22 protein-coding genes and 1 riboswitch are annotated in these 23548 nt (G+C 59.2%); of the genes, 5 read left to right on the forward strand and 17 right to left on the reverse strand.

Features of this window, described 5'->3' with window-relative positions:
• Positions 1-30 precede the first annotated feature (30 nt).
• The 3 genes from DI396_RS15100 to ychF form a co-directional block, all read right to left on the reverse strand.
• Positions 31-1359, reverse strand: coding sequence for an ABC transporter substrate-binding protein (locus tag DI396_RS15100; RefSeq protein ID WP_162617246.1), 1329 nt, complete (start codon positions 1357-1359; stop codon positions 31-33).
• 896 nt (positions 1360-2255) lie between these two features.
• On the reverse strand, positions 2256-2570 hold the full coding sequence (locus DI396_RS15105; protein WP_110797123.1) for a hypothetical protein: 315 nt from the start codon (positions 2568-2570) through the stop codon (positions 2256-2258).
• A gap of 93 nt (positions 2571-2663) precedes the next feature.
• A complete protein-coding gene (gene ychF, locus DI396_RS15110) occupies positions 2664-3761 on the reverse strand; it encodes a redox-regulated ATPase YchF (RefSeq protein WP_110797124.1) in 1098 nt (365 codons plus the stop codon).
• A gap of 217 nt (positions 3762-3978) precedes the next feature.
• Between ychF and trpA the strand changes: the two genes are divergently transcribed.
• The 5 genes from trpA to pth all read left to right on the forward strand — a co-directional run bounded on the left by trpA (position 3979) and on the right by pth (position 9232).
• A complete protein-coding gene (gene trpA / locus DI396_RS15115; protein ID WP_110797126.1) occupies positions 3979-4770 on the forward strand; it encodes a tryptophan synthase subunit alpha in 792 nt (263 codons plus the stop codon).
• Positions 4771-5003: 233 nt separating this feature from the next.
• Positions 5004-5690, forward strand: coding sequence for a DUF3800 domain-containing protein (locus DI396_RS15120; protein ID WP_110797128.1), 687 nt, complete (start codon positions 5004-5006; stop codon positions 5688-5690).
• Positions 5691-5988: 298 nt separating this feature from the next.
• Positions 5989-7152: an alpha-hydroxy acid oxidase gene (locus DI396_RS15125; protein WP_110797129.1), complete on the forward strand. Its 1164-nt coding sequence runs from the start codon at positions 5989-5991 to the stop codon at positions 7150-7152.
• A 303-nt stretch (positions 7153-7455) separates the two neighbouring features.
• Positions 7456-8091, forward strand: a complete 636-nt coding sequence (locus DI396_RS15130; RefSeq protein WP_110797131.1) for a 50S ribosomal protein L25/general stress protein Ctc — start codon at positions 7456-7458, stop codon at positions 8089-8091.
• A gap of 340 nt (positions 8092-8431) precedes the next feature.
• A complete protein-coding gene (gene pth, locus DI396_RS15135) occupies positions 8432-9232 on the forward strand; it encodes an aminoacyl-tRNA hydrolase (RefSeq protein WP_110797132.1) in 801 nt (266 codons plus the stop codon).
• A gap of 55 nt (positions 9233-9287) precedes the next feature.
• Here pth and trpB read toward each other — a convergent pair whose 3' ends face one another.
• From trpB to DI396_RS15205, 14 genes are all read right to left on the reverse strand, one after another.
• The gene (trpB, locus tag DI396_RS15140) at positions 9288-10523 is read right to left on the reverse strand and encodes a tryptophan synthase subunit beta (RefSeq protein ID WP_110797133.1); all 1236 of its coding nucleotides are present in this window, start codon (positions 10521-10523) and stop codon (positions 9288-9290) included.
• A gap of 141 nt (positions 10524-10664) precedes the next feature.
• A complete protein-coding gene (locus tag DI396_RS15145) occupies positions 10665-11342 on the reverse strand; it encodes a phosphoribosylanthranilate isomerase (RefSeq protein WP_110797135.1) in 678 nt (225 codons plus the stop codon).
• An 8-nt stretch (positions 11343-11350) separates the two neighbouring features.
• Complete coding sequence (locus tag DI396_RS15150) at positions 11351-11701, reverse strand: lipopolysaccharide assembly protein LapA domain-containing protein (protein WP_110797137.1); 351 nt, start codon at positions 11699-11701, stop codon at positions 11351-11353.
• Between the two features lie 3 nt (positions 11702-11704).
• Positions 11705-11986, reverse strand: coding sequence for an integration host factor subunit beta (gene ihfB / locus DI396_RS15155; RefSeq protein ID WP_110797138.1), 282 nt, complete (start codon positions 11984-11986; stop codon positions 11705-11707).
• Positions 11987-12323: 337 nt separating this feature from the next.
• A complete protein-coding gene (gene rpsA / locus DI396_RS15160) occupies positions 12324-14003 on the reverse strand; it encodes a 30S ribosomal protein S1 (protein WP_110797139.1) in 1680 nt (559 codons plus the stop codon).
• Between the two features lie 281 nt (positions 14004-14284).
• A complete protein-coding gene (locus DI396_RS15165) occupies positions 14285-14773 on the reverse strand; it encodes a BLUF domain-containing protein (RefSeq protein ID WP_110797141.1) in 489 nt (162 codons plus the stop codon).
• Positions 14774-14845: 72 nt separating this feature from the next.
• Positions 14846-15454 carry a (d)CMP kinase gene (locus tag DI396_RS15170; RefSeq protein WP_110797142.1) on the reverse strand — a complete coding sequence of 203 codons (609 nt, stop codon included), beginning with the start codon at positions 15452-15454 and terminating at the stop codon, positions 14846-14848.
• 286 nt (positions 15455-15740) lie between these two features.
• Positions 15741-17087, reverse strand: coding sequence for a 3-phosphoshikimate 1-carboxyvinyltransferase (gene aroA, locus DI396_RS15175; RefSeq protein WP_110797144.1), 1347 nt, complete (start codon positions 17085-17087; stop codon positions 15741-15743).
• A 139-nt stretch (positions 17088-17226) separates the two neighbouring features.
• Positions 17227-18039: a tRNA (guanine(46)-N(7))-methyltransferase TrmB gene (gene trmB / locus DI396_RS15180; protein ID WP_110797145.1), complete on the reverse strand. Its 813-nt coding sequence runs from the start codon at positions 18037-18039 to the stop codon at positions 17227-17229.
• A gap of 407 nt (positions 18040-18446) precedes the next feature.
• On the reverse strand, positions 18447-19628 hold the full coding sequence (metK, locus tag DI396_RS15185) for a methionine adenosyltransferase (RefSeq protein ID WP_110797147.1): 1182 nt from the start codon (positions 19626-19628) through the stop codon (positions 18447-18449).
• 5 nt (positions 19629-19633) lie between these two features.
• Positions 19634-19683: riboswitch (SAM-SAH riboswitch) on the reverse strand.
• A 33-nt stretch (positions 19684-19716) separates the two neighbouring features.
• Positions 19717-21288 carry an apolipoprotein N-acyltransferase gene (gene lnt / locus DI396_RS15190; RefSeq protein WP_110797149.1) on the reverse strand — a complete coding sequence of 524 codons (1572 nt, stop codon included), beginning with the start codon at positions 21286-21288 and terminating at the stop codon, positions 19717-19719.
• Positions 21285-22238: a hemolysin family protein gene (locus tag DI396_RS15195; protein WP_110797151.1), complete on the reverse strand. Its 954-nt coding sequence runs from the start codon at positions 22236-22238 to the stop codon at positions 21285-21287. The genes lnt and DI396_RS15195 overlap by 4 nt, the downstream gene beginning before the upstream one ends.
• A gap of 33 nt (positions 22239-22271) precedes the next feature.
• Positions 22272-22787 carry an rRNA maturation RNase YbeY gene (gene ybeY / locus DI396_RS15200; RefSeq protein ID WP_110797152.1) on the reverse strand — a complete coding sequence of 172 codons (516 nt, stop codon included), beginning with the start codon at positions 22785-22787 and terminating at the stop codon, positions 22272-22274.
• Between the two features lie 230 nt (positions 22788-23017).
• The gene (locus tag DI396_RS15205) at positions 23018-23533 is read right to left on the reverse strand and encodes a DUF6389 family protein (RefSeq protein WP_110797154.1); all 516 of its coding nucleotides are present in this window, start codon (positions 23531-23533) and stop codon (positions 23018-23020) included.
• Between the last annotated feature and the right edge of the window lie 15 nt (positions 23534-23548).

Raw genomic sequence — 23548 nt, forward strand, 5'->3', positions numbered from 1 at the left:
CGTAGCCGCCCCGAAAGGATGGTCACTGTGCTAGTCGCACTTTGCGCCTTCGAAGCCGCCATTGATCCAGTCAATGGAGTTCGCCCCGGCCGGAGGGTTCACACATTCGGCAGGGAAGTGGATGATGTCCACCAGCGTTGCTGAACTTGTATCTTTGTCATATTTGTATGTGCCGTAGGCCGTGCCCTGGATCGCCTGATGCCCGTTAGCCAAGGCCATGGAAACGGTGCCGCTTGGCCCTTCCCATTCAAGCCCTGTAAGAGCGCCGATGATTGCATCCTGATCCGAACTTCCGGCCTTGTCTGCCGCCGCTTTCACGCCGAGAAGCGCTTGAGCCATCTTGTAGGACGGATAGGTCGGCAACGTGCCAAAGCGATCAAAGTATGCCTTGCGGAACCATGAGTTCAGCTCGGAGTCCGGTGCAAGGTCACCGTGGGGGCCGCGCGCGCCGATGATGGTGCCGTCGGGCATTTGGGCGCCCAACCGGTGCATGGCCGTCTCCCCGGCGCTCAAGATGACCTTGGAGCGCTCAAAGATGCCGCGTGCGGAGCCTTGAATGATAAAGGCCTCTAGATCGCCACCCCAAAAGCTGGAGTGCACAACATCCGGCGTTGATGTCAGCAAAGCTGAAATCTCGGAGCCGTACTGACCGGAGTGAATCTTCGGGAATTGCTCTGTTGCGATTTCTGTGTCGCTGCTCAATTGCGCCATGGTCCCGGAAAAGTCACGCCAGTTGTCCTGACCGAAAGCATAGTTCTGGTTGATGCCCGCAATGGTGCCGGCCGGTGCGCCGGTTGCAACGAGATAACGGGCTGCAGCAACGCTATCCATTGTCGCGTGCCCGCCGGTGCGGAAGGTGTATTTCGGGTCGGTCACGATTTCTTCGAAGATCTGCGGTGTGCCGCAATCAAACAGAATGGTCAGCCGCTCTGCCTTCTCTGCTTCCGGCGCGATCGCCTTGCAGCTACCGGAGGAGACATAGCCGATGATCATTTCAACGCCGTCTTTTTCGACCAGTTTGAGGTAATCAGCATTCTTCTGTTTCGAGTTCTCATCCACGAAGATCGGATCAATCATCGACCCACCGATCCCGGCTGTGTTGTATGGCCCCGGCACTGCCCCGGCGTTGATGGCTTCGATCATCAGTTCAGCCGCGTTGCGCGCCGGAACCCCGAACGGCCCCGCCGCACTCCCCGACAGGAAAGTCACAAAACCGACTTTGACGGAACTATCCTGAGCCTGAGCTTCGGACGGTGCTGCGAAAGTGGTCATTAGACCAATCGCGGCAGCGGCGAATAATGACGTGGTGTTGTCGAGTGCCGCACCAAACGGCGCCTTTTTACGAACGGAATTGTTCATTGGTATCCTCCAAGTTTTGACCTTGTGAAGGATCAAAATCCGCACAGCCGACCACGTGTGATCCGGGCACTCGAAGTGCCGTTTTCCTGAACGAAATCCTCCCCACACGATCGTCTGATCGCGTTCACCCATCTCGACATGCCGGGAAAATTCATTCAACTTTTTGGAAATAGGTTTCCGAGCGCATACCGCTCACAACCCCGTTTTTTTGAGCGCAAACCGCTCAAACGGGAGTTCCTTTGTTCAAAGGCGTTGGCTGCTTGAGGCGCAGTGGGCCTGTCGCGCGAGCTCTATTTCAAGAATGCCGGCGAAACTCGATTGTGCCTGAACTTAGCGTAAGAATTTCCGCTGGCACGGCATAACCCTTTCAAACATCACCATTTCCCTCAAGATGTGATGTTATTGGCTGTGCGTTGGCATTACAGATATCCGCTTTCGCACCGTCACGCCCGGGCTTTAATCGCAGAACGTTACACATAATTGACGCGCCACAGTCTGCCGTTGGGCGCAGAAATTCGTGCCGGAGATTCGCAAACGCGTCTACGGTTGGCATCGCTCATGCAAGGCCCGCTTCCATTGATGGATCATCGGGGGGTGAACCCTGAATCGACTGGCCAAATCGCTCACCTTTTTCTCGCCCTGCAATGCTTCTAACACGACCTTGGCCCCAAACTTCGGGTGGTGCTGCTCCTGTATCGGCATATCTAATCTTCATCATAGTGAAGATCAGCAGACGACAAATCGCAGATGACATCGGGTCCGAATTGGGGGGCGCTCAGGGGTTCAAAACGCGGACCTCACAAAAAGAAGTCTGTTTCGAGCCGAGACACTACTAAAAATCACACGCACTATGTGATGGGAAAATTGCACGCAACGAAGCCGCGCGGGCACAGCGCCTAAAAATCCGAACTGTATGCGGGCATGGGCGTGATTTGCTCGGCTTCAAGGTCTGTCGCAGGATCGCCGAGCATTCCGCCCGAAGCGAAGCCGTCCATGACCCCCGCGCCGCTGCCCAGATCAGTGAACACCGAGGGCGCATCGCTTTTCACAACCTGATCCACATCGAACGAAAAGGCGGGCGTGCCGGACATCTCGGCGCTGTCAACGGCGAAACCGCTGCTAAAAGCTGCGCCCCCGTTGACCGACCCGGCCAGCACAGATGTCCCGACCAAACACGTGAGCGCCGAAAAGAGCGCGACAATATAGTTCATTAAAAATGATCCTTACATAAAAAACGCCCGCACCGCAGGTGCGAGCGCCTCACAAAGTAACACATGCCGGCTTTTACAGCAAATCCACCGGGATCACGTGTTAAACAGGAAGTGCAGCACGTCGCCGTCCTTGACCACATAGGCCTTACCCTCAGCGCGCATTTTGCCCGCTTCCTTGGCCCCTGCCTCACCGCCATTGGCGATGAAATCATCATAGGCAATGGTTTCGGCGCGGATAAATCCTTTCTCGAAATCACCATGGATCACCCCCGCCGCTTGCGGCGCGGATGTGCCATGACGGATGGTCCATGCGCGGGCTTCTTTCGGGCCGACAGTAAAATAGGTTTCAAGATGCAGCAGTTCGTATCCCGCGCGGATCAACCGATCCAACCCCGGCTCTTCCAGCCCCATTTCGCCAAGAAACATCTCGGCTTCATCGGGTTCAAGCTGGCTGATCTCTTCTTCGATGCGGGCCGAAATAATCACATGGCTGTTGCCTTGCTTGGCGGCCATGTCCCCGACGGCGGCGCTATAGGCATTGCCATTGGCGGCTTCTTCCTCGGAGACATTACAAACATAAAGCACCGGCTTGGTGCTCAAGAGTTGCAGCATCCGCCAAGCCTTGGCGTCTTCGGGATCCACCTCAACCACCCGCGCGGGGCGGCCCTCTTCGATCGCGGCCTGCGCGGCGGCGAGCAAACGGTCCTGCTGTGCGGCCTCTTTGTCATTGCCTTTGAGCTTGCGTACCAAACCGGCGCGGCGTTTCTCGATGCTTTCCAGATCAGCCAACATCAATTCCGTCTCGATGGTTTCGGCATCCGCCACCGGATCCACGCGGCCATCGACGTGGGTCACATCGTCATCCTCGAAACAACGCAGCACATGGGCAATCGCATCGGTTTCGCGGATGTTGGCCAAAAACTGGTTGCCAAGCCCTTCGCCTTTGGACGCGCCCTTAACCAAACCGGCGATATCCACAAAGGTCATGCGCGTCGGGATGATTTCTTTCGATCCGGCAATCTTGGCAAGCTCATCAAGCCGCGCGTCGGGCACGCCGACCTCGCCCACATTGGGCTCAATCGTGCAAAACGGGAAATTCGCCGCCTGAGCCGCAGCGGTTTTGGTCAACGCATTAAACAGCGTGGATTTGCCCACATTCGGCAATCCCACAATCCCCATTTTAAACCCCATGACCCGTCTCCTTGGCTGGCGGGCCTGACGAGGCGGCATCGCGCACGCCGCAGACCCATGTCGCATACATCGCGCTGCTTCTATTGGCGCAGAGGCGGTTGCGCAAGGCTGCACAGGGCTGCGCGCCCGCGAATATGGAGGCCACGGCGCTTTGAACCATTGATTTTTCCCGCGCCATGGCGCAAACCGCGAACCGAAGCTTTGGAAGGACAGGCCCATGACCCGTATCGACGCCAAATTCGCCGAACTGCAGGCCGCAGGCAAAAAAGCCTTTGTGACCTATGTGATGGCCGGTGACCCCACATATGAGGCCTCGCTCGATCTGGTCAAAGCCTTGCCTGCTGCAGGCGTTGATATCATCGAATTGGGCCTGCCCTTTACCGATCCGATGGCGGACGGCGAAGCGATCCAATTGGCCGGGCAAAGGGCGTTGGATGGCGGGATGAGCTTGCAGCGCACGCTTGATCTGGCCCGCGCCTTTCGTGAGGACGACGACACCACGCCGATCGTTTTGATGGGCTATTACAACCCGATCTACAATCGCGGCGTCGATAAATTCCTTGTCGATGCCCGCGAGGCGGGGATCGATGGATTGATCGTTGTCGATCTGCCCCCCGAAGAAGACGCGGAACTCTGCCTGCCGGCGCAGGCCGCAGGATTGAACTTCATTCGTCTGGCCACGCCGACCACCGATGACAAACGCCTGCCCACGGTTTTGACCAACACCTCGGGGTTCGTCTATTATGTGTCGATCAACGGCATCACCGGCAGCGCCGAGGCCAATGCCGATGATGTGGCCCCCGAAGTGGCGCGGATCAAAGCCAAGACCGATCTGCCGGTTATCGTTGGGTTTGGCATCAAAACCCCCGAACGCGCCGAAGCGATTGCGGCGGTGGCCGATGGTGCCGTGGTCGGATCGGCCATCGTGTCAGAGATTGCCAAAGGCAAATCCACTGCCGAAGTCGCGGCCTTTGTCAAAACTCTGGCCGATGCGGCGCACCGCGCCTGATCGGCCACCCCTGATCACCGTCAAAACGCCCGCGCCGATCGCAGATTTGCGGCAGCCGCTTCCCTGCCCTTCGCGCGGCCCAAACCGCCGCGCGGGAATGCCGCCGTGGCAGATTTCGCCGCAGGTATTTTCAAGGAAAATAACGCATTTCGGGAAGATATTCTCTTACCTTTGGGGAGGTACTTCCTTAGAAACGGTGAGTGACAAACAGCTTAAAGTATTTCAATCCGTAAATGACAGAACAGTCCCCCCAGCCCACCCTCTATATTTTCCTTGATGAAGGGGGAAACTTTGACTTCTCTTCGGGAGGCTCGAAGTATTTCACCTTATCCTGTGTCAGCTTGTATCGACCGTTCAAGCTTCATACTGACTTGGATACCTATAAGTACAACCTGATTGAGCATCGCATAAAACCGCGCATTGCGATGGAGTATTTTCATTGTGCTGATGACAACCGGTATGTCCGAGATAAGGTCTTTTCTATGCTCGCCGCTTCGGTGCCTGACCAAGCTGTAGACTCAGTGATCGTTGAGAAAAGTAAGACAGGGCCGGCCTTACGGCCTCCGGAAAAGTTCTATCCAAAGATGTTAGGATATCTTATCCGACACGCGGTTGGGCGAGCGCCGCACGGTGTTGGTGAGGTCATGGTTATTACTGATAACTTACCCGTTTCTAAGAAGCGCAAAGCTATCAAGAAAGCAGTAAAAACTGTGCTTTCCGACATGCTCCCATCAAGCACTCCATACAGGATTATGCATCACTCGTCGCGCGCCCACTATGGTCTGCAAATCGCCGACTATTTTAACTGGGCAATATTGAGGAAATGGGAACACGGTGATGTCGTTTCCCACGCGAAAGTTGCATCGCAGATACGAAGTGAGTTTGATATTTTTAGTACGGGCACCCGTCACTACTATTGAGTAGATGACCCCTCCGACTACCGAACTCGGAGAACCCCTTGGGTTCTTATCATCGGAGGGGAACCTTTGGATGTAGATATAAACATATACCTGCAGAAAACAAGCACTGAGATAGGCTCAGCTCTTCTAATCACGTTCTGAAAACAGCGGGCAGGGCCTTCCCAAAAGTAGGCTGACCAGGGCCACAGCCATCGTCGTTGCTTATGCAAGGCCCGCGCCGCCACATCACATCTATCCTTGATCCACGCCGGCATGATTGGTAAAAATTATTGACCAAACGCCGCCAGAGGAGCGCGCCATGCCCGTCATCACCTGTATCGAAGATCTGAAACGCCTTGCGGAACGGCGTGTGCCACGGATGTTCTATGATTATGCCGAAAGCGGCAGCTGGACCGAACAGACCTTTCGCGAGAACACCTCTGACTTCGAAAAAATCCGCCTGCGCCAACGGGTTGCTGTGGATATGGAGGGGCGGTCGACCAAGAGCCAGATGATTGGCCAAGACGTCGCCCTGCCTGTCGCTTTGGCCCCCGTGGGCCTTACCGGCATGCAACATGCGGACGGCGAAATCAAAGCCGCCAAAGCCGCCGAGAAATTCGGCGTGCCGTTTACATTGTCGACGATGTCGATTTGCTCCATCGAAGATGTGGCCGAGAACACCGAGAAACCCTTTTGGTTTCAACTCTATGCCATGCGGGATCAAGCATATCTGCGCCGGTTGATTGACCGCGCCAAGGCGGCGAAATGCTCGGCGCTGGTGATCACGCTGGACCTGCAAATCCTCGGGCAACGTCATAAGGATTTGAAAAATGGCCTGTCCGCGCCGCCCAAAATGACGCCAAAAACCATTGCCAATCTGGCATGGAAATGGCGTTGGGGCATGCAGATGCTACAAACCAAACGGCGCGGGTTTGGCAATATCGTCGGCCATGTAGATGGAATCACCGACCCGTCGTCGCTGTTTGCCTGGACCGCTGAACAATTCGATCCGAAACTCGATTGGGCAAAGATTGCCGAAATCAAGGACATGTGGGGCGGCAAGGTGATCCTCAAAGGCATCTTGGACGCCGAAGATGCGAAAATGGCGCTTAAGGTCGGGGCCGATGCCATCGTTGTCTCGAACCACGGCGGGCGGCAATTGGACGGAGCCATGTCGTCGATCCGTATGCTCGAGCCGATTTTGGACGCGGTTGGCGGCGAGATTGAAGTCCACCTCGACAGCGGCATTCGCTCGGGTCAGGACATATTGAAAGCCGTCGCCATGGGCGCCACCGGCACCTATATTGGCCGCTCGTATATCTACGGGCTTGGTGCGATGGGCGAAGCCGGTGTCACCGCCGCGCTAGAGGTTTTGCAAAAGGAATTTGATATTTCCATGGCGCTGTGCGGACAACGCAACATCGCGGGATTGACGCGGGATGTTCTATTGGTGCCCGAAGATTTCGCAGGCCGCTGGCAGTAAGAGCGCGCGCCAAGCCAAAAAACAACGGCCGCGCCGCGCCCGAAAAGGCGGCGAAACGTCTGCGGCTGACACCGAGGACCAGACGCTGCCTTGACCAACGGCGCAGGCCACGCCCTCCAGAGGCGCGGCATCACCTGCCGGATCACGCAACACCGTCTCGCGCGACGGTCAATCTGGCGCGACTTTCCTCAATAGAACCTGTAAATACCCCCTTCCAAAATCAGATATTCCGGTCTATACGCGCGACTTCACGCGGGAATACAGCCTTGGAGGATTCCCGCCCTTACTTATTGGAGAATTATTATGGCTGGATCGATTCCTGATCTTACTGCCGAACTGCGTACGGGGACTGGCAAGGGCGCCGCTCGTCAAGCGCGTCGCGATGGCTTGGTTCCTGGTGTTGTATACGGTGGCGGCGAAGACCCCATCGCGATCAACATCCCGTTCAACGTCCTGTTCAAACGCCTGAAGCAGGGCCGCTTCCTGTCGACGCTCTTCAACCTGAAGGTCGAAGGCCAAGAGGACGTGCGCGTGATCTGCCGCAACGTGCAACGTGACGTGGTCAAAGACCTTCCGACACACCTCGACCTGATGCGCCTGCGCCGCACGTCGAAAGTGAAACTCTTCATCCACGTCGAGTTCGAAGGCGAAGAAGCCTGCCCCGGTATCCGCAAGGGCGGCGTTCTGACCGTTGTGCGCCCCGAAGTGGAACTCGAAGTCACCGCCGGCGACATCCCCGAAAGCATCGTGGCCGATATCTCGGCGCTCGAAGTGGGCGACACGCTGACCATCTCGAGCATCAATCTGCCCGAAGGCGCGCGCGCAACCATCGACCGCGATTTCGTGATCGCCAATATCTCCGCTCCATCGGGCCTGCGCTCGTCCGAGAACGAAGAAGATGATGACGCCGCAGAAGGCGAAGAGGGCGGCGAAGAGTAATCTTCCCCCGAATGCGACAAGACCAGAACGCGGGAGCCTAACAGCCCCCGCGTTTTTTTTGTGGCGTGGTCCTTTTTTGTACTGCGTCCCGCCGGCGCATGGCGCTCTGCCCGCTTCGATCATACTGGGCCGATCATATTGGATCGACCCGGCCGCGCAGAGTGGCACGCGCCGGATCATCGGGGCACATGGCCGCAAAAAACCATAAGACCGTCTTTGGATGAGAAAGCCCCTGCAGGTTTCCGGCGCCATGTATCCGAGCCCCCCGCGCAGCCCGTTGATTTGGCCAAGCACAGCGCGTATCAGAGGCCAAAGCCTCCACCAGCCAAAGGAACCGGCCATGCAGCTTTTCGTCGGCCTCGGAAATCCGGGCAACAAATACGCCAAGAACCGCCATAACATCGGCTTCATGGCCATGGACGAGATTGCCCGCGATCACGGATTCGCCCCATGGCGCAGCAAATTTCAAGGTCAGGTGACCGAAGGTATGCTGGGCCGCGAAAAAGTGATTTTGCTTAAACCCGAAACCTTCATGAACCTGTCTGGTCAATCCGTCGGGGAGGCGATGCGGTTCTATAAACTCGACCCGGCCGATGTGACGGTGTTCCACGATGAATTGGATCTCGCTCCGGCCCGTTTGAAACATAAGATTGGCGGCGGCCACGCCGGTCACAACGGGCTGCGCTCGATCCATAGCCATATCGGAGAGGCCTACGGGCGCGTGCGCATGGGCATCGGGCATCCAGGCCACAAGGATCGCGTGGCGGGTTATGTCCTGTCGGATTTCGCCAAGGCGGACGAGGCGTGGCTTGACGATCTGCTGCGCGGCATCGCAGACGGCGCAGCGGCCTTAGCCGAAGGCGACGCAGCCAAATTTTCCAACGCGGTCGCCCTACGGGTCAACCCGCCCCGCTCGGGGACCGGCACACAGAAACCCGCATCCAAATCCAAAGGCCCGCGCGGCGACCGCCCCGGTCCCAAACGCGTAAAAAAGCCAACGGTCGACATCAAACCCGTCACCGGCAAAGCCAAACCTGCGGCCACCACCCCACCAGAGGAAAAACCGGCCACCGCCCCCGAAGCGCCCAGCGGCATCGCCTGCAAGCTGCAGCAATTGGCCAATAAATTTCGCAGTGAATAAAAAACCGCGCGCAAGCTTCCTCGCGCGCGGTTCAAATTTTTCCACGGCGTCAAAATCACCCGCCGGTGTTAATCTCCACGCCCAAGTGCTTGGCCACGGTGAAAATATCCTTGTCGCCTCGCCCGCACATATTCATCACCAAAATATGGTCCTTTGGCAGGGTCGGCGCGATTTTCATCACATGCGCCAAAGCATGGCTGGGCTCGAGCGCCGGAATGATCCCCTCGGTGCGGCAAGAAAACTGGAACGCCTCCAAAGCCTCTTTGTCGGTGATCGACACGTATTCCGCCCGCCCTGTCTCATGCAGCCAACTGTGCTCTGGCCCGATGCCCGGATAATCCAGACCTGCCGAAATCGAATGGCCTTCCAGAATTTGTCCGTCGTCATCTTGCAATAGATAGGTCCGGTTGCCGTGCAAAACGCCCGGCCGGCCGCCAGTCAAAGACGCGCAATGCTCCATCTTCTCGTCAACGCCCTTACCGCCGGCCTCGACCCCGATGATCCGCACGCTTTCGTCATCCAGGAATGGATAGAACAACCCCATCGCGTTCGATCCGCCGCCAATCGCCGCCACGAGGCTGTCGGGCAACCGCCCCTCGCCTTCTTGCTCGGGCAATTGCCAGCGCACCTCTTTGCCGATAATCGCCTGAAAATCTCGGACCATTTCGGGATAAGGATGCGGCCCGGCCACTGTGCCAATGCAATAGAACGTGTTTTCGACGTTGGTGACCCAATCGCGCATCGCATCATTCATCGCGTCTTTCAACGTGCCGCGGCCCGATGTCACCGGCACCACTTCGGCCCCTAGAAGGCGCATGCGAAACACATTCGGCGCCTGCCGTTCAACATCTGTGGCGCCCATATACACCACACATTGCAGGCCGAATTTCGCACAGACCGTCGCCGTCGCAACGCCGTGCTGCCCCGCGCCGGTTTCCGCAATGATGCGGGTTTTACCCATGCGGCGGGCCAAGATGATCTGCCCGAGCACATTATTGATTTTATGCGCGCCGGTGTGGTTCAATTCGTCGCGCTTGAGATAGATTTTCGCCCCGCCCAACTCTTCGGTCATCCGGCTGGCATAATACAGCGGGCTCGGACGCCCGACATAATGCGTCCACAGATCATCCATCTCGGCCCAGAACGAGGCGTCGGTCTTGGCCTTCTCGTATTCTTCCTCAAGGCTGAGGATCACCGGCATCAAGGTCTCGGACACAAAACGCCCGCCAAAAATACCAAACCGCCCCTGCTCATCAGGACCGTTTTTGAAGCTGTTGAAAAGGTCGTTCATCTGGCTGCTCCCTTGCGCGTTGCACGCCGATGTAGCGCATGCGCCCAGTACGGTAAAGCGATGCGGCCAAAATCGCCGCGCCCGCCTTTCTATTTTCCGAAAATATCCCCGCCGGAGGCATCCATCGCCACCACAGAGCGCTTAGGTCAACTTTGGCACGGCACGCTGGCCCCCGGCGCCATGGACTGCCGCGACAAAGGCGCGAATTTTGTCCGCGTCTTTCACCCCCGGCGCGCTTTCCACGCCCGACGAGACATCCACCTGCCGCGTGCCCGTGCGGGCAATCGCTTCAGCCACATTGCCTGCATGCAAACCGCCCGCCAACATCCATGGCCGCGTCCAGTATTTGCGTTGCACCAGCTGCCAATCGAACCGAAGCCCGTTGCCACCCGGCAATACCGCGCCTTTCGGCGGCTTGGCATCGATCAGCAATTGATCCGCCACCTGCGCATAAAGGTCGATCAACGGCAGATCGGCAGCCTCTGCGACCCCGATGGCCTTCATCACCGGCAAGCCATAGCGTTGCTTGACCTGCGCCACCCGATCGGGGCTTTCCGATCCATGGAGTTGCAACATATCCAAAGGCACCTCGCCGGTGATCTTGTCCAACATGGCATCATCGGCATCCACGACCAACGCCACCTTGGCCAACCCCACAGGCGCGCAAAACGCCAATTCCCGCGCGGTCCCGATGTCGACATTGCGCGGGGATTTTTCAAAAAACACGAAACCGCAATAGGCCGCGCCCGCCTCGGCAACGGCCTGCACATCGGCGGGTGTTTTCAACCCGCAGATTTTCACACGCACATCAGAAGTCATCGCGCCGCTCAGCTGGCTTCATCAAGCAGGGCAAGCACCTCGTCCTTGCCCTCATCCCGCTGGCCCTTCACGCGGCGCAATTCGCGTTCAAGCTGCTTGACCTCGCCATGCTTGCGGCGCGCCTCGGCCCGGTGCTTATGCTCGCGCATCCATTCCCAGATGAACCCGACCAACAGCCCCGCAATGATCCCGCCAAAGATCACCAAAAACAGCGGCATTTGAACCGAAGGATTCATAGCAGAAAATACCGCCAACTCTTCGGGCAACACCTTGACGGTGACCATTTGGCGATTGGCCAAAGCAATAGAAATGAGGGCCAGCGCAAAAATAGCGATGGAGGCATAGCGAATGTAGCGCATGGATTATTTCCCGTTCAGTCGATCTCGCAGCAACTTGCCCGTTTTGAAGAAAGGAACGTGTTTCTCTTCGACCTGAACGGATTCGCCGGTGCGCGGATTACGCCCTACGCGGGCATCACGCTTTTTCACCGAAAATGCGCCAAAGCCGCGCAATTCCACACGGTCGCCGCGCGACATCGCATTGGTGATTTCTTCGAAGATAGTATTCACGATCCCCTCGACATCACGTTGGTAGAGATGCGGGTTTTCGTCGGCAATTTTCTGAATAAGTTCAGATCGGATCATCGGTGTCCCCCCCGGGTTCAAAGTATTGGCACAGCAGTGTTTTAACTTAAACTATAGGAACAATCTGCCCAGAGCGAAACACAAACGGCAAGAGGCAGCTGCGATTTCGCGTCACATTTCGGCGTGTTTGAACGAATTCCCCCGCCAACTTCGGAAAATACGGTATTCATTCGCCTGCAGCCCTCCGCTGTCCCACGCCCCGCACCGCATAGAAACCCATTGATTCGCTTGAGGAAAGCCGGTGGTGCTACTGTGTCCCATTCGGATACCGCAATGCAAGACGGCCCCGCGATCTCTCGCGGGGCCGTCCAAATCATACAGCTAAGCAGTGATGTGCTTATTCGTCGCCCTTGAGCGCTGCGCCAAGGATATCACCGAGCGATGCGCCCGAATCCGAGGAACCATACTGCTCGACGGCTTCTTTCTCTTCGGCGATTTCACGCGCCTTGATCGAGAGGCCGAGACGGCGGGTTTTTGCATCCACGTTGGTGACGCGCACATCAACTTTGTTGCCGACCGAGAAACGCTCTGGGCGCTGCTCTGCACGGTCACGGCTGAGGTCGGAGCGGCGGATAAAGGACTTCATGCCTTCATATTCCACTTCGATGCCACCATCTTCGATCGATGTCACTTCAACCGTCACGATCGAGCCGCGCTTCACGCCGCCGATGGCTTCGGAGAATTTGTCACCGCCCAAGGCTTTGATCGAGAGCGAGATGCGTTCTTTGTCGATGTCCACTTCGGAGACAACGGCCTGAACCACGTCGCCTTTGCGGTAGCTTTGGATCGCATCTTCGCCGCGCTCGTCCCACGAGATGTCGGAGAGGTGAACCATGCCGTCGATTTCGCCGGGAAGACCGATGAACAAACCGAATTCGGTGATGTTCTTGACTTCGCCTTCGACTTCGGTGCCCTCGGGGTGGGTTTCTGCAAACACTTCCCACGGGTTGCGCATGGTCTGCTTGAGACCCAGCGACACACGGCGTTTGGCCGCGTCGATTTCCAGAACCATGACCTCAACCTCTTGCGAGGTGGACACGATTTTGCCCGGGTGGACGTTCTTTTTGGTCCAGGACATTTCCGAAACGTGCACGAGACCTTCGACACCGGGTTCCAGCTCCACAAAGGCGCCGTAGTCGGTGATGTTGGTCACGCGGCCGGTGTGAACCGATTCCAGCGGGTATTTGCCAGCAACCAGATCCCAAGGATCGTCTTGCAATTGCTTCATGCCCAAAGAGATGCGGTGCGTGTCTTTGTTGATCTTGATGACCTGAACATTCACCGTCTCGCCGATCGCAAGGATCTCGGAAGGGTGGTTCACACGGCGCCATGCCATGTCGGTCACGTGGAGCAGACCATCAACGCCGCCGAGGTCGACAAATGCGCCATACTCGGTGATGTTTTTGACAACGCCTTCAACGGCCTGACCTTCGGTGAGGTTGCCGATAACTTCGGCGCGCTGCTCGGCACGGCTCTCTTCAAGGATGGCACGGCGCGAGACAACGATGTTGCCACGGCGGCGGTCCATTTTGAGGATTTGGAACGGCTGCTTAAGACCCATGAGAGGGCCCGCGTCGCGCACGGGGCGCACGTCGACTTGGCTGCCCGGCAAGAAGGCCACGGCGCCGCCGAGGTCAACGGTAAAGCCGCCTTTGACGCGGTTGAAGATGGCGCCTTCGACGCGCTCTTCGGCTGCATAGGCTTTTTCGAGACGATCCCATGCTTCTTCACGGCGGGCCATCTCGCGCGAGATTACCGCTTCGCCGCGGGCGTTTTCAGCCGATCGCAGGAAAACTTCCACTTCGTCGCCAACGGCGATTTCGGGTGCTTCACCAGGATTTGCGAATTCTTTAAGCTCGACACGGCCTTCCATTTTGTAGCCGACGTCGATGATGGCTTGGCCCGCTTCGATCGCGATCACCTTGCCTTTGACAACACTGCCCTCTTCGGGTGTGTCCATTTCGAAGCTTTCATTCAGGAGGGCTTCGAATTCCTCCATAGATACGTTCTGAGCCATGTGGTCTCTAGGTTCCTTTAACATATGTTTCTGGCCGTGCGGTTGTCTCCGCCGGTCTTGAGGTTTGGTCATATGGGCGATTCGCAAAACAAAGAGGGCCGGAGGTCCGACCCTGCTCGATCTCTCATGTTTTGCGGTGTTTTCACCGTCTCGACGTCGCGGCAAATACGCGCTTTAGCCTACGAATGCAAGGGTTTTGCGCATTCGAGCCATGCAATATGCCCCGATCCGGCCCGCAGGCTGTGATTGGCCGGCGCAGCGCCGCCGACAGCGGCGCGTGCTCACGCGCCTCTGGTCAGCCGCGAAATATAAGTGGCCTCGCTTTCGCCAGCTTGGCGCGCATAGGGGAAGGACGACCCGAACTGCGCCGCATCCCGTGCGGCCTGCGCCATATCGGCCCATAGCTGCGCCGCCAAAGGCGCAGAAATATCAGGCCGCGCCCCATTGCCCAAAATGCCCAGACCGGCCATTTGCACCGCCACAACATCATACCCCATCGACCATCCGTCAAACGGCGTCGCCGCCTCGGTCGTCGCCTCCATCAGCACCTCAAAGGAATGGTGGCGCCGGTCGGTTTCAATCCGTGGCAACAACCCGCGCAGGGCCTGCTCTGGCCCATGGAGCGCCTGAAAGAACTGGTCCTCGGCGCGCCATAAATATCCTGTGATCCCCTGCCCCGGATTAAAGGCAAGAGCCTCACGCACGATCGCAAGGTCGGACACATCGAATTCGGGAAAGCAGGCGATGCTGCGGTAGAGAACTTGAAGCATGATCTATCGTTGGCTTAAGCGCTGGGAATGGTCAAACGGGATATGACCTATCCCTATTCTATTCGCTTTGCACTACCCCCGTCTGGCGTCGATATGGGCGATCGCTTGGGCCACGGCCGCGTCGATGTCCATCTGCGACGTGTCTAAAATCACCGCATCCTCGGCGGGTTTGAGCGGCGCGGCGGCGCGGGCACTGTCACGGGCATCGCGTTCGCGCAGGTCGGCCAGCACACTTTCATAGGTGACATCATGGCCGGACCCGCTCAATTCCTTGAACCGCCGTGTGGCACGTATATCGTCATTGGCCGTCACGTATAATTTCGCCTCCGCCTCGGGGCAAATCACCGTGCCGATGTCACGTCCATCCAGAACCGCCCCCCCCGCACGACGGGCAAAGGCGCGTTGAAAATCGACCAAAGCGGCGCGCACTTCGGGGATCGCGGCGACACGGCTGGCGGCTTGCGCCACATCAGGTGTGCGCAGATCATCGGCCTGCAAATCCTCGGCGCGCAGGTTTTGCGCCGCCTCCAATGGCGACGTGCCGTCCAACGTCCGCCGCCCTGTGGCCCGATACAAAAGGCCGGTGTCCAAATGCGCAAAACCGAAATGCGCCGCCACTGCCTTGGAAATGGTGCCTTTGCCCGCCGCTGCGGGTCCGTCGATTGCAATGGTGAATGCCACGCGCGTTCTGCCTTTGGTAGATGTCGGGGATTCGTGTTGTACCCCAAGCCCGCCGCGCCGTCACCCCTGACGGAAACAAGACGTGAGGTGACGGCGAAAATGAGGGCACAAGGCTCACAAGCCGCCTTGGCTTTTGCTTGCCCCGGCTCTGCTGTGGCGTTCAATATTGAAAACAATCCGCGCCACAGCGACACTACCTGCCCAAAGCATCCGCCTGTGCATCTCCACCGCATCAAGCACAATGACCGGGGTCAAAGGCATGCCAGCGGCGGCGTCGGATCGACGCTCAGCTTCGACGGATCTCCGCACCAAGCGCCGCCATCAGAGGTTCAAACACGGGAAACGACGTGGCAATCGGCGCGCCATCATCGACAGACACCGGCGCGTTGGACGCCATGCCCATAATCATGAAAGACATGGCAATGCGGTGATCGAGGTGGCTGACCGCCTCCATGCCGCCCGCGACATTGCCGTGGCCCGCGCCTCTGACGATCCACCAATCGGCGCCGTCCTCGACGGTGATGCCGCCTGCGCGCAACCCGGTGGCCATGGCGTCGATCCGGTCGCTTTCCTTAACGCGAAGCTCCTTGACGCCGCGCATCACCGTGTCGCCTTTGGCAAAGGCCGCAATCACCGACAGGACCGGATATTCATCAATCATCGATGCGGCCCGTTCTGGCGGCACTTCGATGCCGTGCAAGTCAGGCGAGAACCGCGCGCGCAAATCGGCAACCGGCTCGCCGCCCTCTTCGCGCGGGTTTTCGAACGTCAGGTCCGCGCCCATCTCTTGCAAGGTGGTGAACAATCCCGCCCGCGTCGGGTTCAACCCGATATTGGGCACCAACACATCCGATCCGGGCACGATCAATGCCGCGCAAACCGGAAAGGCCGCCGAGCTGGGATCACGCGGCACGATGATCTCTTGCGCGTTGAGTTCAGGTCGCCCCGTCAAGGTGATCACGCGCCCCTCGTCCGTCACCTCGGTGGTGATGGTTGCGCCAAATCCGGCCAGCATCCGTTCGGTATGATCGCGGGTGGCTTCTTTTTCGATCACGACCGTCTGCCCCGGTGCATTCAGCCCCGCCAGCAATACCGCCGATTTCACCTGCGCCGAGGGCATGGGCACCACATAGCGCACCGGCATCGGGTCTGCCGCGCCGACAATCGTCATCGGCAAACGCCCGCCCGTGCGGCCATGCGATTGCGCCCCGAACAAAGCCAGCGGATCGGTCACCCGCGCCATCGGGCGGCCATTCAAGCTGGCGTCGCCGGTAAATGTCGCCGTGATCGGAGAGCTCGCCATCGCCCCCATAATAAGCCGCACGCCGGTGCCGGAATTGCCGCAATCAATCACGTTTTCAGGTTCGGCAAAACCGCCAACCCCAACGCCGTAAACCCGCCAATTGCCGCCGCCCAGATCCTCGACTTCGGCGCCAAAGGCGCGCATCGCCTTGGCAGTGTCGAGCACATCCTCACCTTCGAGCAACCCGCTGATCCGCGTTTCGCCCACGCACATCGCGCCAAGGATCAAAGAGCGGTGCGAAATGGATTTATCCCCCGGCACATGCGCCTCGCCTTTGAGCGGGCCGCAAGCGGCGGAAATCATCGGGATCGGGGTGCCGTGCGCGGACATGGGGGCTTCCTTCGTCTAATATCAAAAGCCTGATAGCAGGGGCAGCGTGAGCGGTAAATGGTTTTGAAAACCGCCCCCTCGACAGCGGATCACACGGTGCTCTGCGCGCCGCCCCCACGCAGCCGCGCCCGCGAGCGCATCACAGGCGCCGGAAGGTCAAATAATGTGGCGTGCGCTCTTCGCGGATGGCTTTTTGCTCGTAGCGGGTGGAGATCCAATCGCCCCACGGCGCGCGCCAATCCTCCGGCCCTTCGGCGCACCATTCGAACCCGGCGCGCGGCACCTCTTCCAAGGTTTGGCGCACGTAATCGGGGATATCGGTGGCGACGCGGAAAATCGCGCCGGATTTCATCACGCGGGCCAATGCGGTCAGGTAATCCTGGGTCACGAACCGGCGGCGATGGTGGCGTTTCTTCGGCCACGGATCAGGATAAAGCAAGAAGGCCCGCTCAATCGACGCATCGGGCAAGACATCAAACATATCGCGCACATCGCCCGGATGCACCTTGAGGTTTTCGACCCCCGCCTTGCGAATTTTACCCAAAAGCATCGCCACGCCGTTGATATAGGGCTCGCATCCGATGATGCCGACATCGGGGTATGTGGCGGCCTGATGCACCAAATGCTCGCCGCCGCCGAAGCCGATCTCAAGCCACACGGGCTTGCCGCCGAACATCGCGGCGGGGTCGAGCGGCACGCGGTCCGGGTTGACCTCCCAATCCACCGCTCCGGGGGAAAGTTTGGCCAGATCCTCTTCCAAATAGGCCTCTTGGCTTTGCCGCAATCCCTTGCCCTTGAACCGGCCGTAAAAATTGCGCCATGGCGCGCCGCTGGGATGAGTGCCGCCGGCCGGATCATCGGAGGCGGTGCCACGAATATGCACGGGGCCAGCGCCCTTTTTCACATAGGGCGTATCGGGCTTGGCGGGTTTGGAAGGGCTGTCATCATTCATGGCCGCCTCCTACTGCGTCAGGGCCGGCAAATCAATGGGCACGCGCAACAGCATTGGGCGCAGCCTTGAGCCGTGAGCATCGGACGGGCCGCATCGAACACCTACGCGATATGAGGCGAAAAGGCGCGCGCGCCGATCACCCGCCGCCGTGACCAGGCGCTGTTTGCCGCCAGCGACAGCGCCATTTTGGACGCCGCAAAAACCCGCCCAGCGCGGCAATCATATCGGGGTATCCCAAGCCTTGAGGCAACATTGGGATGGCGGGCAACCGCGAGCGTGCCGCGCTGCAGACCCTGCACGCGCCCGCAAAGCAGTCGGCTTGAACATGGGGGAGCGGCGCATCCGGGACGCAAAAAGGGCGGCCCGTTTCTGGCGAGCCGCCCTTTGCAAGCCATCAAGGTGAAAGCTTAAACTGCTTTTTTCAGCGCTTCGACCAGATCGGTTTTCTCCCACGAGAAGCCACCATCTGCCTCAGGTGCGCGGCCAAAGTGGCCATAGGCTGCCGTGCGCTCATAGATCGGTTTGTTGAGCTGCAAATGCGAACGGATGCCGCGCGGCGTCAAATCCATAACCTTCGGGATCGCCGCTTCGATCAGCGCTTCACTGACCTCGCCGGTGCCATGCGTATCCGCATAGATCGACAGGGGTTTGGACACGCCAATCGCATAGGACAATTGAATGGTGCAGCGGTCCGCCATGCCAGAGGCCACAACGTTTTTCGCCAGATAGCGCGCCGCGTAGGCCGCCGAACGGTCCACTTTGGTCGGATCTTTGCCCGAGAAGGCACCGCCGCCGTGGGGGGCCGCGCCGCCGTAGGTATCGACAATGATCTTACGCCCGGTCAGGCCCGCATCCCCATCGGGGCCACCGATGACGAAAACGCCCGTCGGATTGACCCACCATTCTGTCGCCTCGTCGATCCACCCCTCGGGCAGAACCTCGCGGATGTAGGGTTCGACAATGGCGCGAATATCGTCGCTGGTTTGGGCCGCGTCGGCGTGCTGGGTCGAAAGCACGATCGAGCTGATCCCAACCGGCTTGCCGTTTTCATAACGCACCGAAAGCTGGCTTTTGGCATCGGGGCGCAGGGTCGGCTCGGTGCCGTCCTTGCGCACTTCGGCCAAACGGCGCAGCACCGCGTGGGAATACAGGATCGGGGCGGGCATAAGCGCCTCGGTCTCGTTGGTGGCATACCCGAACATGATGCCCTGATCGCCGGCCCCTTCGTCCTTATCCGTCGCCGCATCGACGCCCTGGGCGATATGGGCCGATTGCTCATGGAGCAGATTGGTGATCTCGCAGGTCGCGTGATGGAATTTGTCCTGCTCGTATCCGATGTCCTTGATACAGGCGCGCGCGATGTCTTCGATGCGGCCCATATATTCGGTCAACTTGCTTTGATCCGACAGGCCGACCTCCCCGCCGATCACCACGCGATTAGTTGTCGCAAAGGTCTCGCAAGCCACCCGCGCTTCGGGTTCCTCGCTCAAAAGCGCATCGAGGATGGCGTCGGAAATGCGGTCACACACCTTATCGGGGTGCCCTTCGGAGACGGATTCCGAAGTGAAGATATAGTTTTGGCGGCTCATGAAAGTGCTCCATTTAAAGTGAATCCGCCCCGTCAGGAAGCCGTTGGGGCGGCGTTGCTGTTTTGCCTATGCGCCGCCTCGGGCGCGGTCAATCTCTATCTGTGCTGCGTCTAAAGACAGCATAAACACTGAGACCTGTTAACATCATGATAAGCAACACATAGGCGGGGATATCCCCGAAACGCGCATAGAACGTCGGCGGGAGCGGCGCAGGCACGCGAACGTCACGGTATCCCGCCGCGCCCAAGGGGATTTGCGCCAGAACCCGACCGCGCGGGCCAATCAGCGCCGTCACGCCGGTATTGGCCACCCGCACCATCGGCAACCCTTGCTCGATCGCGCGCAATCGCGCTTGCGCCAGATGCTGATAGGGACCAGAGAGATTGCCGAACCACGCATCATTGGTCAGTTGCAGCAAGTAATCGGGCCGCGCCAGATCGCCATAGGGCGCGCTGCGCATATCGCGCGCAAACACCGCCTCGTAGCAGATCAGCATAAGCCCCCGCCCTGCCGCGCCGAAATCCAACACCCGTGGTCCGGGACCGGCGGAATACCCGTGCCCCTCTTGCGCCGCAAAGGCGCCGATCCCGATGCGGGCCAACGCATCGCCAAAGGGGATATATTCGCCAAAAGGCACCAGATGGTGCTTGTCGTAGAGCGCCTGCACATCGCCGGCCCCGTCGATCAAAACCGCGCTGTTGAAAAGCCGCGGCCCGTCAAAACGTTGAATACCGGTCAGGATTGGCACCCCGCCTGTGGCCTCGACCATATCCGCAAAGGTCGGCGCAGCATTGCCGAGCAAGACAGGCAACGCCGTCTCGGGCCAGATCACCAAATCCGGCACAGCGCCATCTTCACCCGCCAAAGCGCTGAACCCGCGCATCCGCTGATAAAACGTTCTCATATGCGCAGGATCCCATTTCAGGTGCTGCGGCGCATTGGGTTGGACAAGCCGCAACAACGGCGCGGCGGGCGGAACCTCGGCCAAGGGCGCCTGCCTTTGCAAGCCGCCGCCATACAATAGCGCCGCCAGAACCAAGATCACCGCCCCGCGTGCAAACCGCCCGGTGATCAGCAACCAAATCCCCGCCGATATCGCCAACATAACAAAACTCAGCCCATGCGGTCCGACGTAGGCGGCCGCCTGTGCAAACGGGCTGGAAATCAACGCATGGCCAATCAACGCCCATGGAAAGCCGGTGAACACCCACCCGCGCAGCGCTTCGGCCAAGGGCAGCAAAACCACCAATGCGGCGATCCTATGCGCCCGCGATACCCGCGCAGCGCCCCAAAACGCCGCGCCCCAAAACAGCGCCAGTCCGCCTGCCAATCCGATCAAAGCAAAGGGGGCCATCCATCCGTGACGCGCCACATCAACCAAAAACGGTTCAACGATCCAATTCAGCGCCACAAGAAAATACCCGGTGCCCACGGCCCATCCGGTCCCGAACTGAGCGGCAAAACCGCCATCCCGCGCCAAAAGCGCAAAAACCGCAGCCCACGCCAGCATCGCCAATGGCCAGAGCGACACAGGTGCAAGCCCCGTGGCGCATACCCCGCCCAAGAGCCCCAGCACCGCGCGCCTGCCCCACGGCCCGCGCGCATCGAACCACGCGGTCACGGATGCGCGCGCCGGCAACCGCCCGCCCTGTGCGCTCATTCGGCAGCCTGTTCGGTCCCGCCAGAGGGGCGCACGCGCAACCGTTTGATCCGGCGCGGATCGGCATCGACCACTTCGATCTCAACCCCGGCGGGATGGGTCACCACCTCGCCGCGCACCGGCACACGGCCCAGCAGCATAAAGACCAACCCGCCCAGCGTGTCGATCTCTTCTTCGTCGATGCTTTCATCCTCGGTCAGGGACAGGCCCAACTCGGTCTCGAACTCTGCCAAGGGCGCCTTGGCCTGTGCCAGATAGCTGCCGCCGCGTTCGTGGATCCAGAATTCGCCCTCGTCGATGTCATGCTCGTCTTCGATCTCGCCAATCACCTGTTCGATCAAATCCTCGATGGTCACCAACCCGTCGACCCCGCCGTATTCGTCGATCACCAAAGCCATATGGCGGCGTTCGGTTTGCATCTTTTGCAACAACACGCCGATTGGCATCGACGGCGGTACGAACAAAAGCGGGCGCAGCATGTCCTTGAGAATGAACCGTCCCTCCACACCGTTGAATCCGAAGCGCAGCGCAAAGTCTTTCAGATGGACAAACCCCAAAGGCGTATCCAGCGTGCCGTTGTAAACCGGGATACGCGTCATCCCACTATCGCGAAAGGTGGTGACCAAATCATCACGGGTGATCGTGGCCGGAACCGAAACCACATCAGCCGATGGCACCATGACGTCCTCGACCCGCATCCGGCGCAGATTGATCATTCCGTGGGTCACGGGCACCACCGACGTGCTGTCGCGCGCCGCGCCCGAGGGCGCATCTTGATGCGCCTTACCGTCGTCGCTGCCGCCGCGTCCGAAGACACGCCGCCAGAACCCGCCACGGGCCGCTTGACTTTTTATCGGAGAATGTTGCCCTGCCGTGCCCGTATCGGGAGCCGGAACAGAGGATTGCGCGCGCTGCGCTGCGTTAGAAGAGCCGTCGCTACTGTCGCCCATTATACCTATCTTTGGCCAAAAAATTTTGGAGCATCACACGCCCCGTTTCTCGCAATATGGGTCACCGACCCCCAGTTTGCCAAGTATAGAAACCTCAAGCCCCTCCATCACAGTGGCATCTAGGTCACGAATATGGTCAAAACCAAGCAAATGTAGCACCCCATGCACCACCAAATGCAAGCAATGATCCGCCAAGGGCGTGCCGGATGCCTCTGCTTCGCGCGCACAAGTGTCGAACGCGATGGCAATATCACCCAATTCCGCCTCCATCGGGGAGGGAGGCCCGACGGGCAACGCGGGCATATCCCCCGCCACTTCGGCCCCGCGCTCTTCGGAGGGCCAGCTGAGCACATTGGTCGGCGTCGGTTTGCCGCGAAACTCGGTGTTCAATACGGCAATTTGCGCGTCATCGCAGGCCAGAACCGCGATCTCGAAGCCTTCGGCCGCCACGCCCAATTCAGACAAGACGGCCCGCGCGCCACGCTCGGCCAGAGCCGCAAACTCCAGCGCGCGCCAACGCGTATCCTCTATCCGCACATCCGTCAGCATCCCATTGCCTCTTATCGCCTCACTCAGAGCAGGATCCGTATATCCCGCCCTCTGCATCACACCATATTTTGCATTTCATGCGCCACCGCAACCCTTTGCGCAACACGGCCTTAATGAGCGCGCAGATCACGGGTTGCACCGATCCGAAAGCGCGGCGCTCGCGCCCCCACCCCCGAAGTGGACAGAAAACAATTCGGATATGACGCGGCCTGCACCGGCTTTATGCGTCCCTAGGCCAGCTTGCGCGGCAAGCTCGCCCCATAGCCCTCTTCGCCAAAGATCACATTCCCGGCCCCGCTGAGCGGACCGTCAGCATGAAACCACACCTCGGTCACCCAATCGGCCGCGACATCGCAGATGATGTCATTGGTGGCGAAGTCCACGCCAAAAGGCGCAGGGAGAGGCACCGGCGGCACCGGCCCGGCCCCCGTCATCCGCACACAGAGTAATTCGCGATAGGGCTCTACCGCCTTGTTCAGCGCGTAGAGATCCGGCCCGAACACATGTGCCATGACCGTGAAGCTGCCGCTCTGCTCCGGATCGGGATGGATACCGATATCCACGCCCTCGGTGTCATCGGGCAAACCGGCCAGTAAATGCTGGACCTTCATCACCGCCGCACCCATCTGTGGCCATATCGCCTCGCGCAGTCCCGACCGGTAAAGCGCCTCATCGGACACTATATCCGCTCCCAAAGGCGCGGGCGCGGACACCAATTTGCGCAAAAGCCTTCGCAACGCGTTCATTTTCACCTCATAAAG

The sequence above is a fragment of the Litorivita pollutaquae genome (assembly GCF_003205515.1).
Lineage (GTDB): Bacteria > Pseudomonadota > Alphaproteobacteria > Rhodobacterales > Rhodobacteraceae > Litorivita > Litorivita pollutaquae.

Bases quoted from the DNA above. Each gene is read 5' to 3' on its own strand.
- DI396_RS15100 (WP_162617246.1), bottom strand. From the start codon at position 1,359: ATGAACAATTCCGTTCGTAAAAAGGCGCCGTTTGGTGCGGCACTCGAC.
- DI396_RS15105 (WP_110797123.1), bottom strand. From the start codon at position 2,570: ATGAACTATATTGTCGCGCTCTTTTCGGCGCTCACGTGTTTGGTCGGG.
- ychF (WP_110797124.1), bottom strand. From the start codon at position 3,761: ATGGGGTTTAAAATGGGGATTGTGGGATTGCCGAATGTGGGCAAATCC.
- trpA (WP_110797126.1), top strand. From the start codon at position 3,979: ATGACCCGTATCGACGCCAAATTCGCCGAACTGCAGGCCGCAGGCAAA.
- DI396_RS15120 (WP_110797128.1), top strand. From the start codon at position 5,004: ATGACAGAACAGTCCCCCCAGCCCACCCTCTATATTTTCCTTGATGAA.
- DI396_RS15125 (WP_110797129.1), top strand. From the start codon at position 5,989: ATGCCCGTCATCACCTGTATCGAAGATCTGAAACGCCTTGCGGAACGG.
- DI396_RS15130 (WP_110797131.1), top strand. From the start codon at position 7,456: ATGGCTGGATCGATTCCTGATCTTACTGCCGAACTGCGTACGGGGACT.
- pth (WP_110797132.1), top strand. From the start codon at position 8,432: ATGCAGCTTTTCGTCGGCCTCGGAAATCCGGGCAACAAATACGCCAAG.
- trpB (WP_110797133.1), bottom strand. From the start codon at position 10,523: ATGAACGACCTTTTCAACAGCTTCAAAAACGGTCCTGATGAGCAGGGG.
- DI396_RS15145 (WP_110797135.1), bottom strand. From the start codon at position 11,342: ATGACTTCTGATGTGCGTGTGAAAATCTGCGGGTTGAAAACACCCGCC.
- DI396_RS15150 (WP_110797137.1), bottom strand. From the start codon at position 11,701: ATGCGCTACATTCGCTATGCCTCCATCGCTATTTTTGCGCTGGCCCTC.
- ihfB (WP_110797138.1), bottom strand. From the start codon at position 11,986: ATGATCCGATCTGAACTTATTCAGAAAATTGCCGACGAAAACCCGCAT.
- rpsA (WP_110797139.1), bottom strand. From the start codon at position 14,003: ATGGCTCAGAACGTATCTATGGAGGAATTCGAAGCCCTCCTGAATGAA.
- DI396_RS15165 (WP_110797141.1), bottom strand. From the start codon at position 14,773: ATGCTTCAAGTTCTCTACCGCAGCATCGCCTGCTTTCCCGAATTCGAT.
- aroA (WP_110797144.1), bottom strand. From the start codon at position 17,087: ATGTCCGCGCACGGCACCCCGATCCCGATGATTTCCGCCGCTTGCGGC.
- trmB (WP_110797145.1), bottom strand. From the start codon at position 18,039: ATGAATGATGACAGCCCTTCCAAACCCGCCAAGCCCGATACGCCCTAT.
- metK (WP_110797147.1), bottom strand. From the start codon at position 19,628: ATGAGCCGCCAAAACTATATCTTCACTTCGGAATCCGTCTCCGAAGGG.
- lnt (WP_110797149.1), bottom strand. From the start codon at position 21,288: ATGAGCGCACAGGGCGGGCGGTTGCCGGCGCGCGCATCCGTGACCGCG.
- DI396_RS15195 (WP_110797151.1), bottom strand. From the start codon at position 22,238: ATGGGCGACAGTAGCGACGGCTCTTCTAACGCAGCGCAGCGCGCGCAA.
- ybeY (WP_110797152.1), bottom strand. From the start codon at position 22,787: ATGCTGACGGATGTGCGGATAGAGGATACGCGTTGGCGCGCGCTGGAG.
- DI396_RS15205 (WP_110797154.1), bottom strand. From the start codon at position 23,533: ATGAACGCGTTGCGAAGGCTTTTGCGCAAATTGGTGTCCGCGCCCGCG.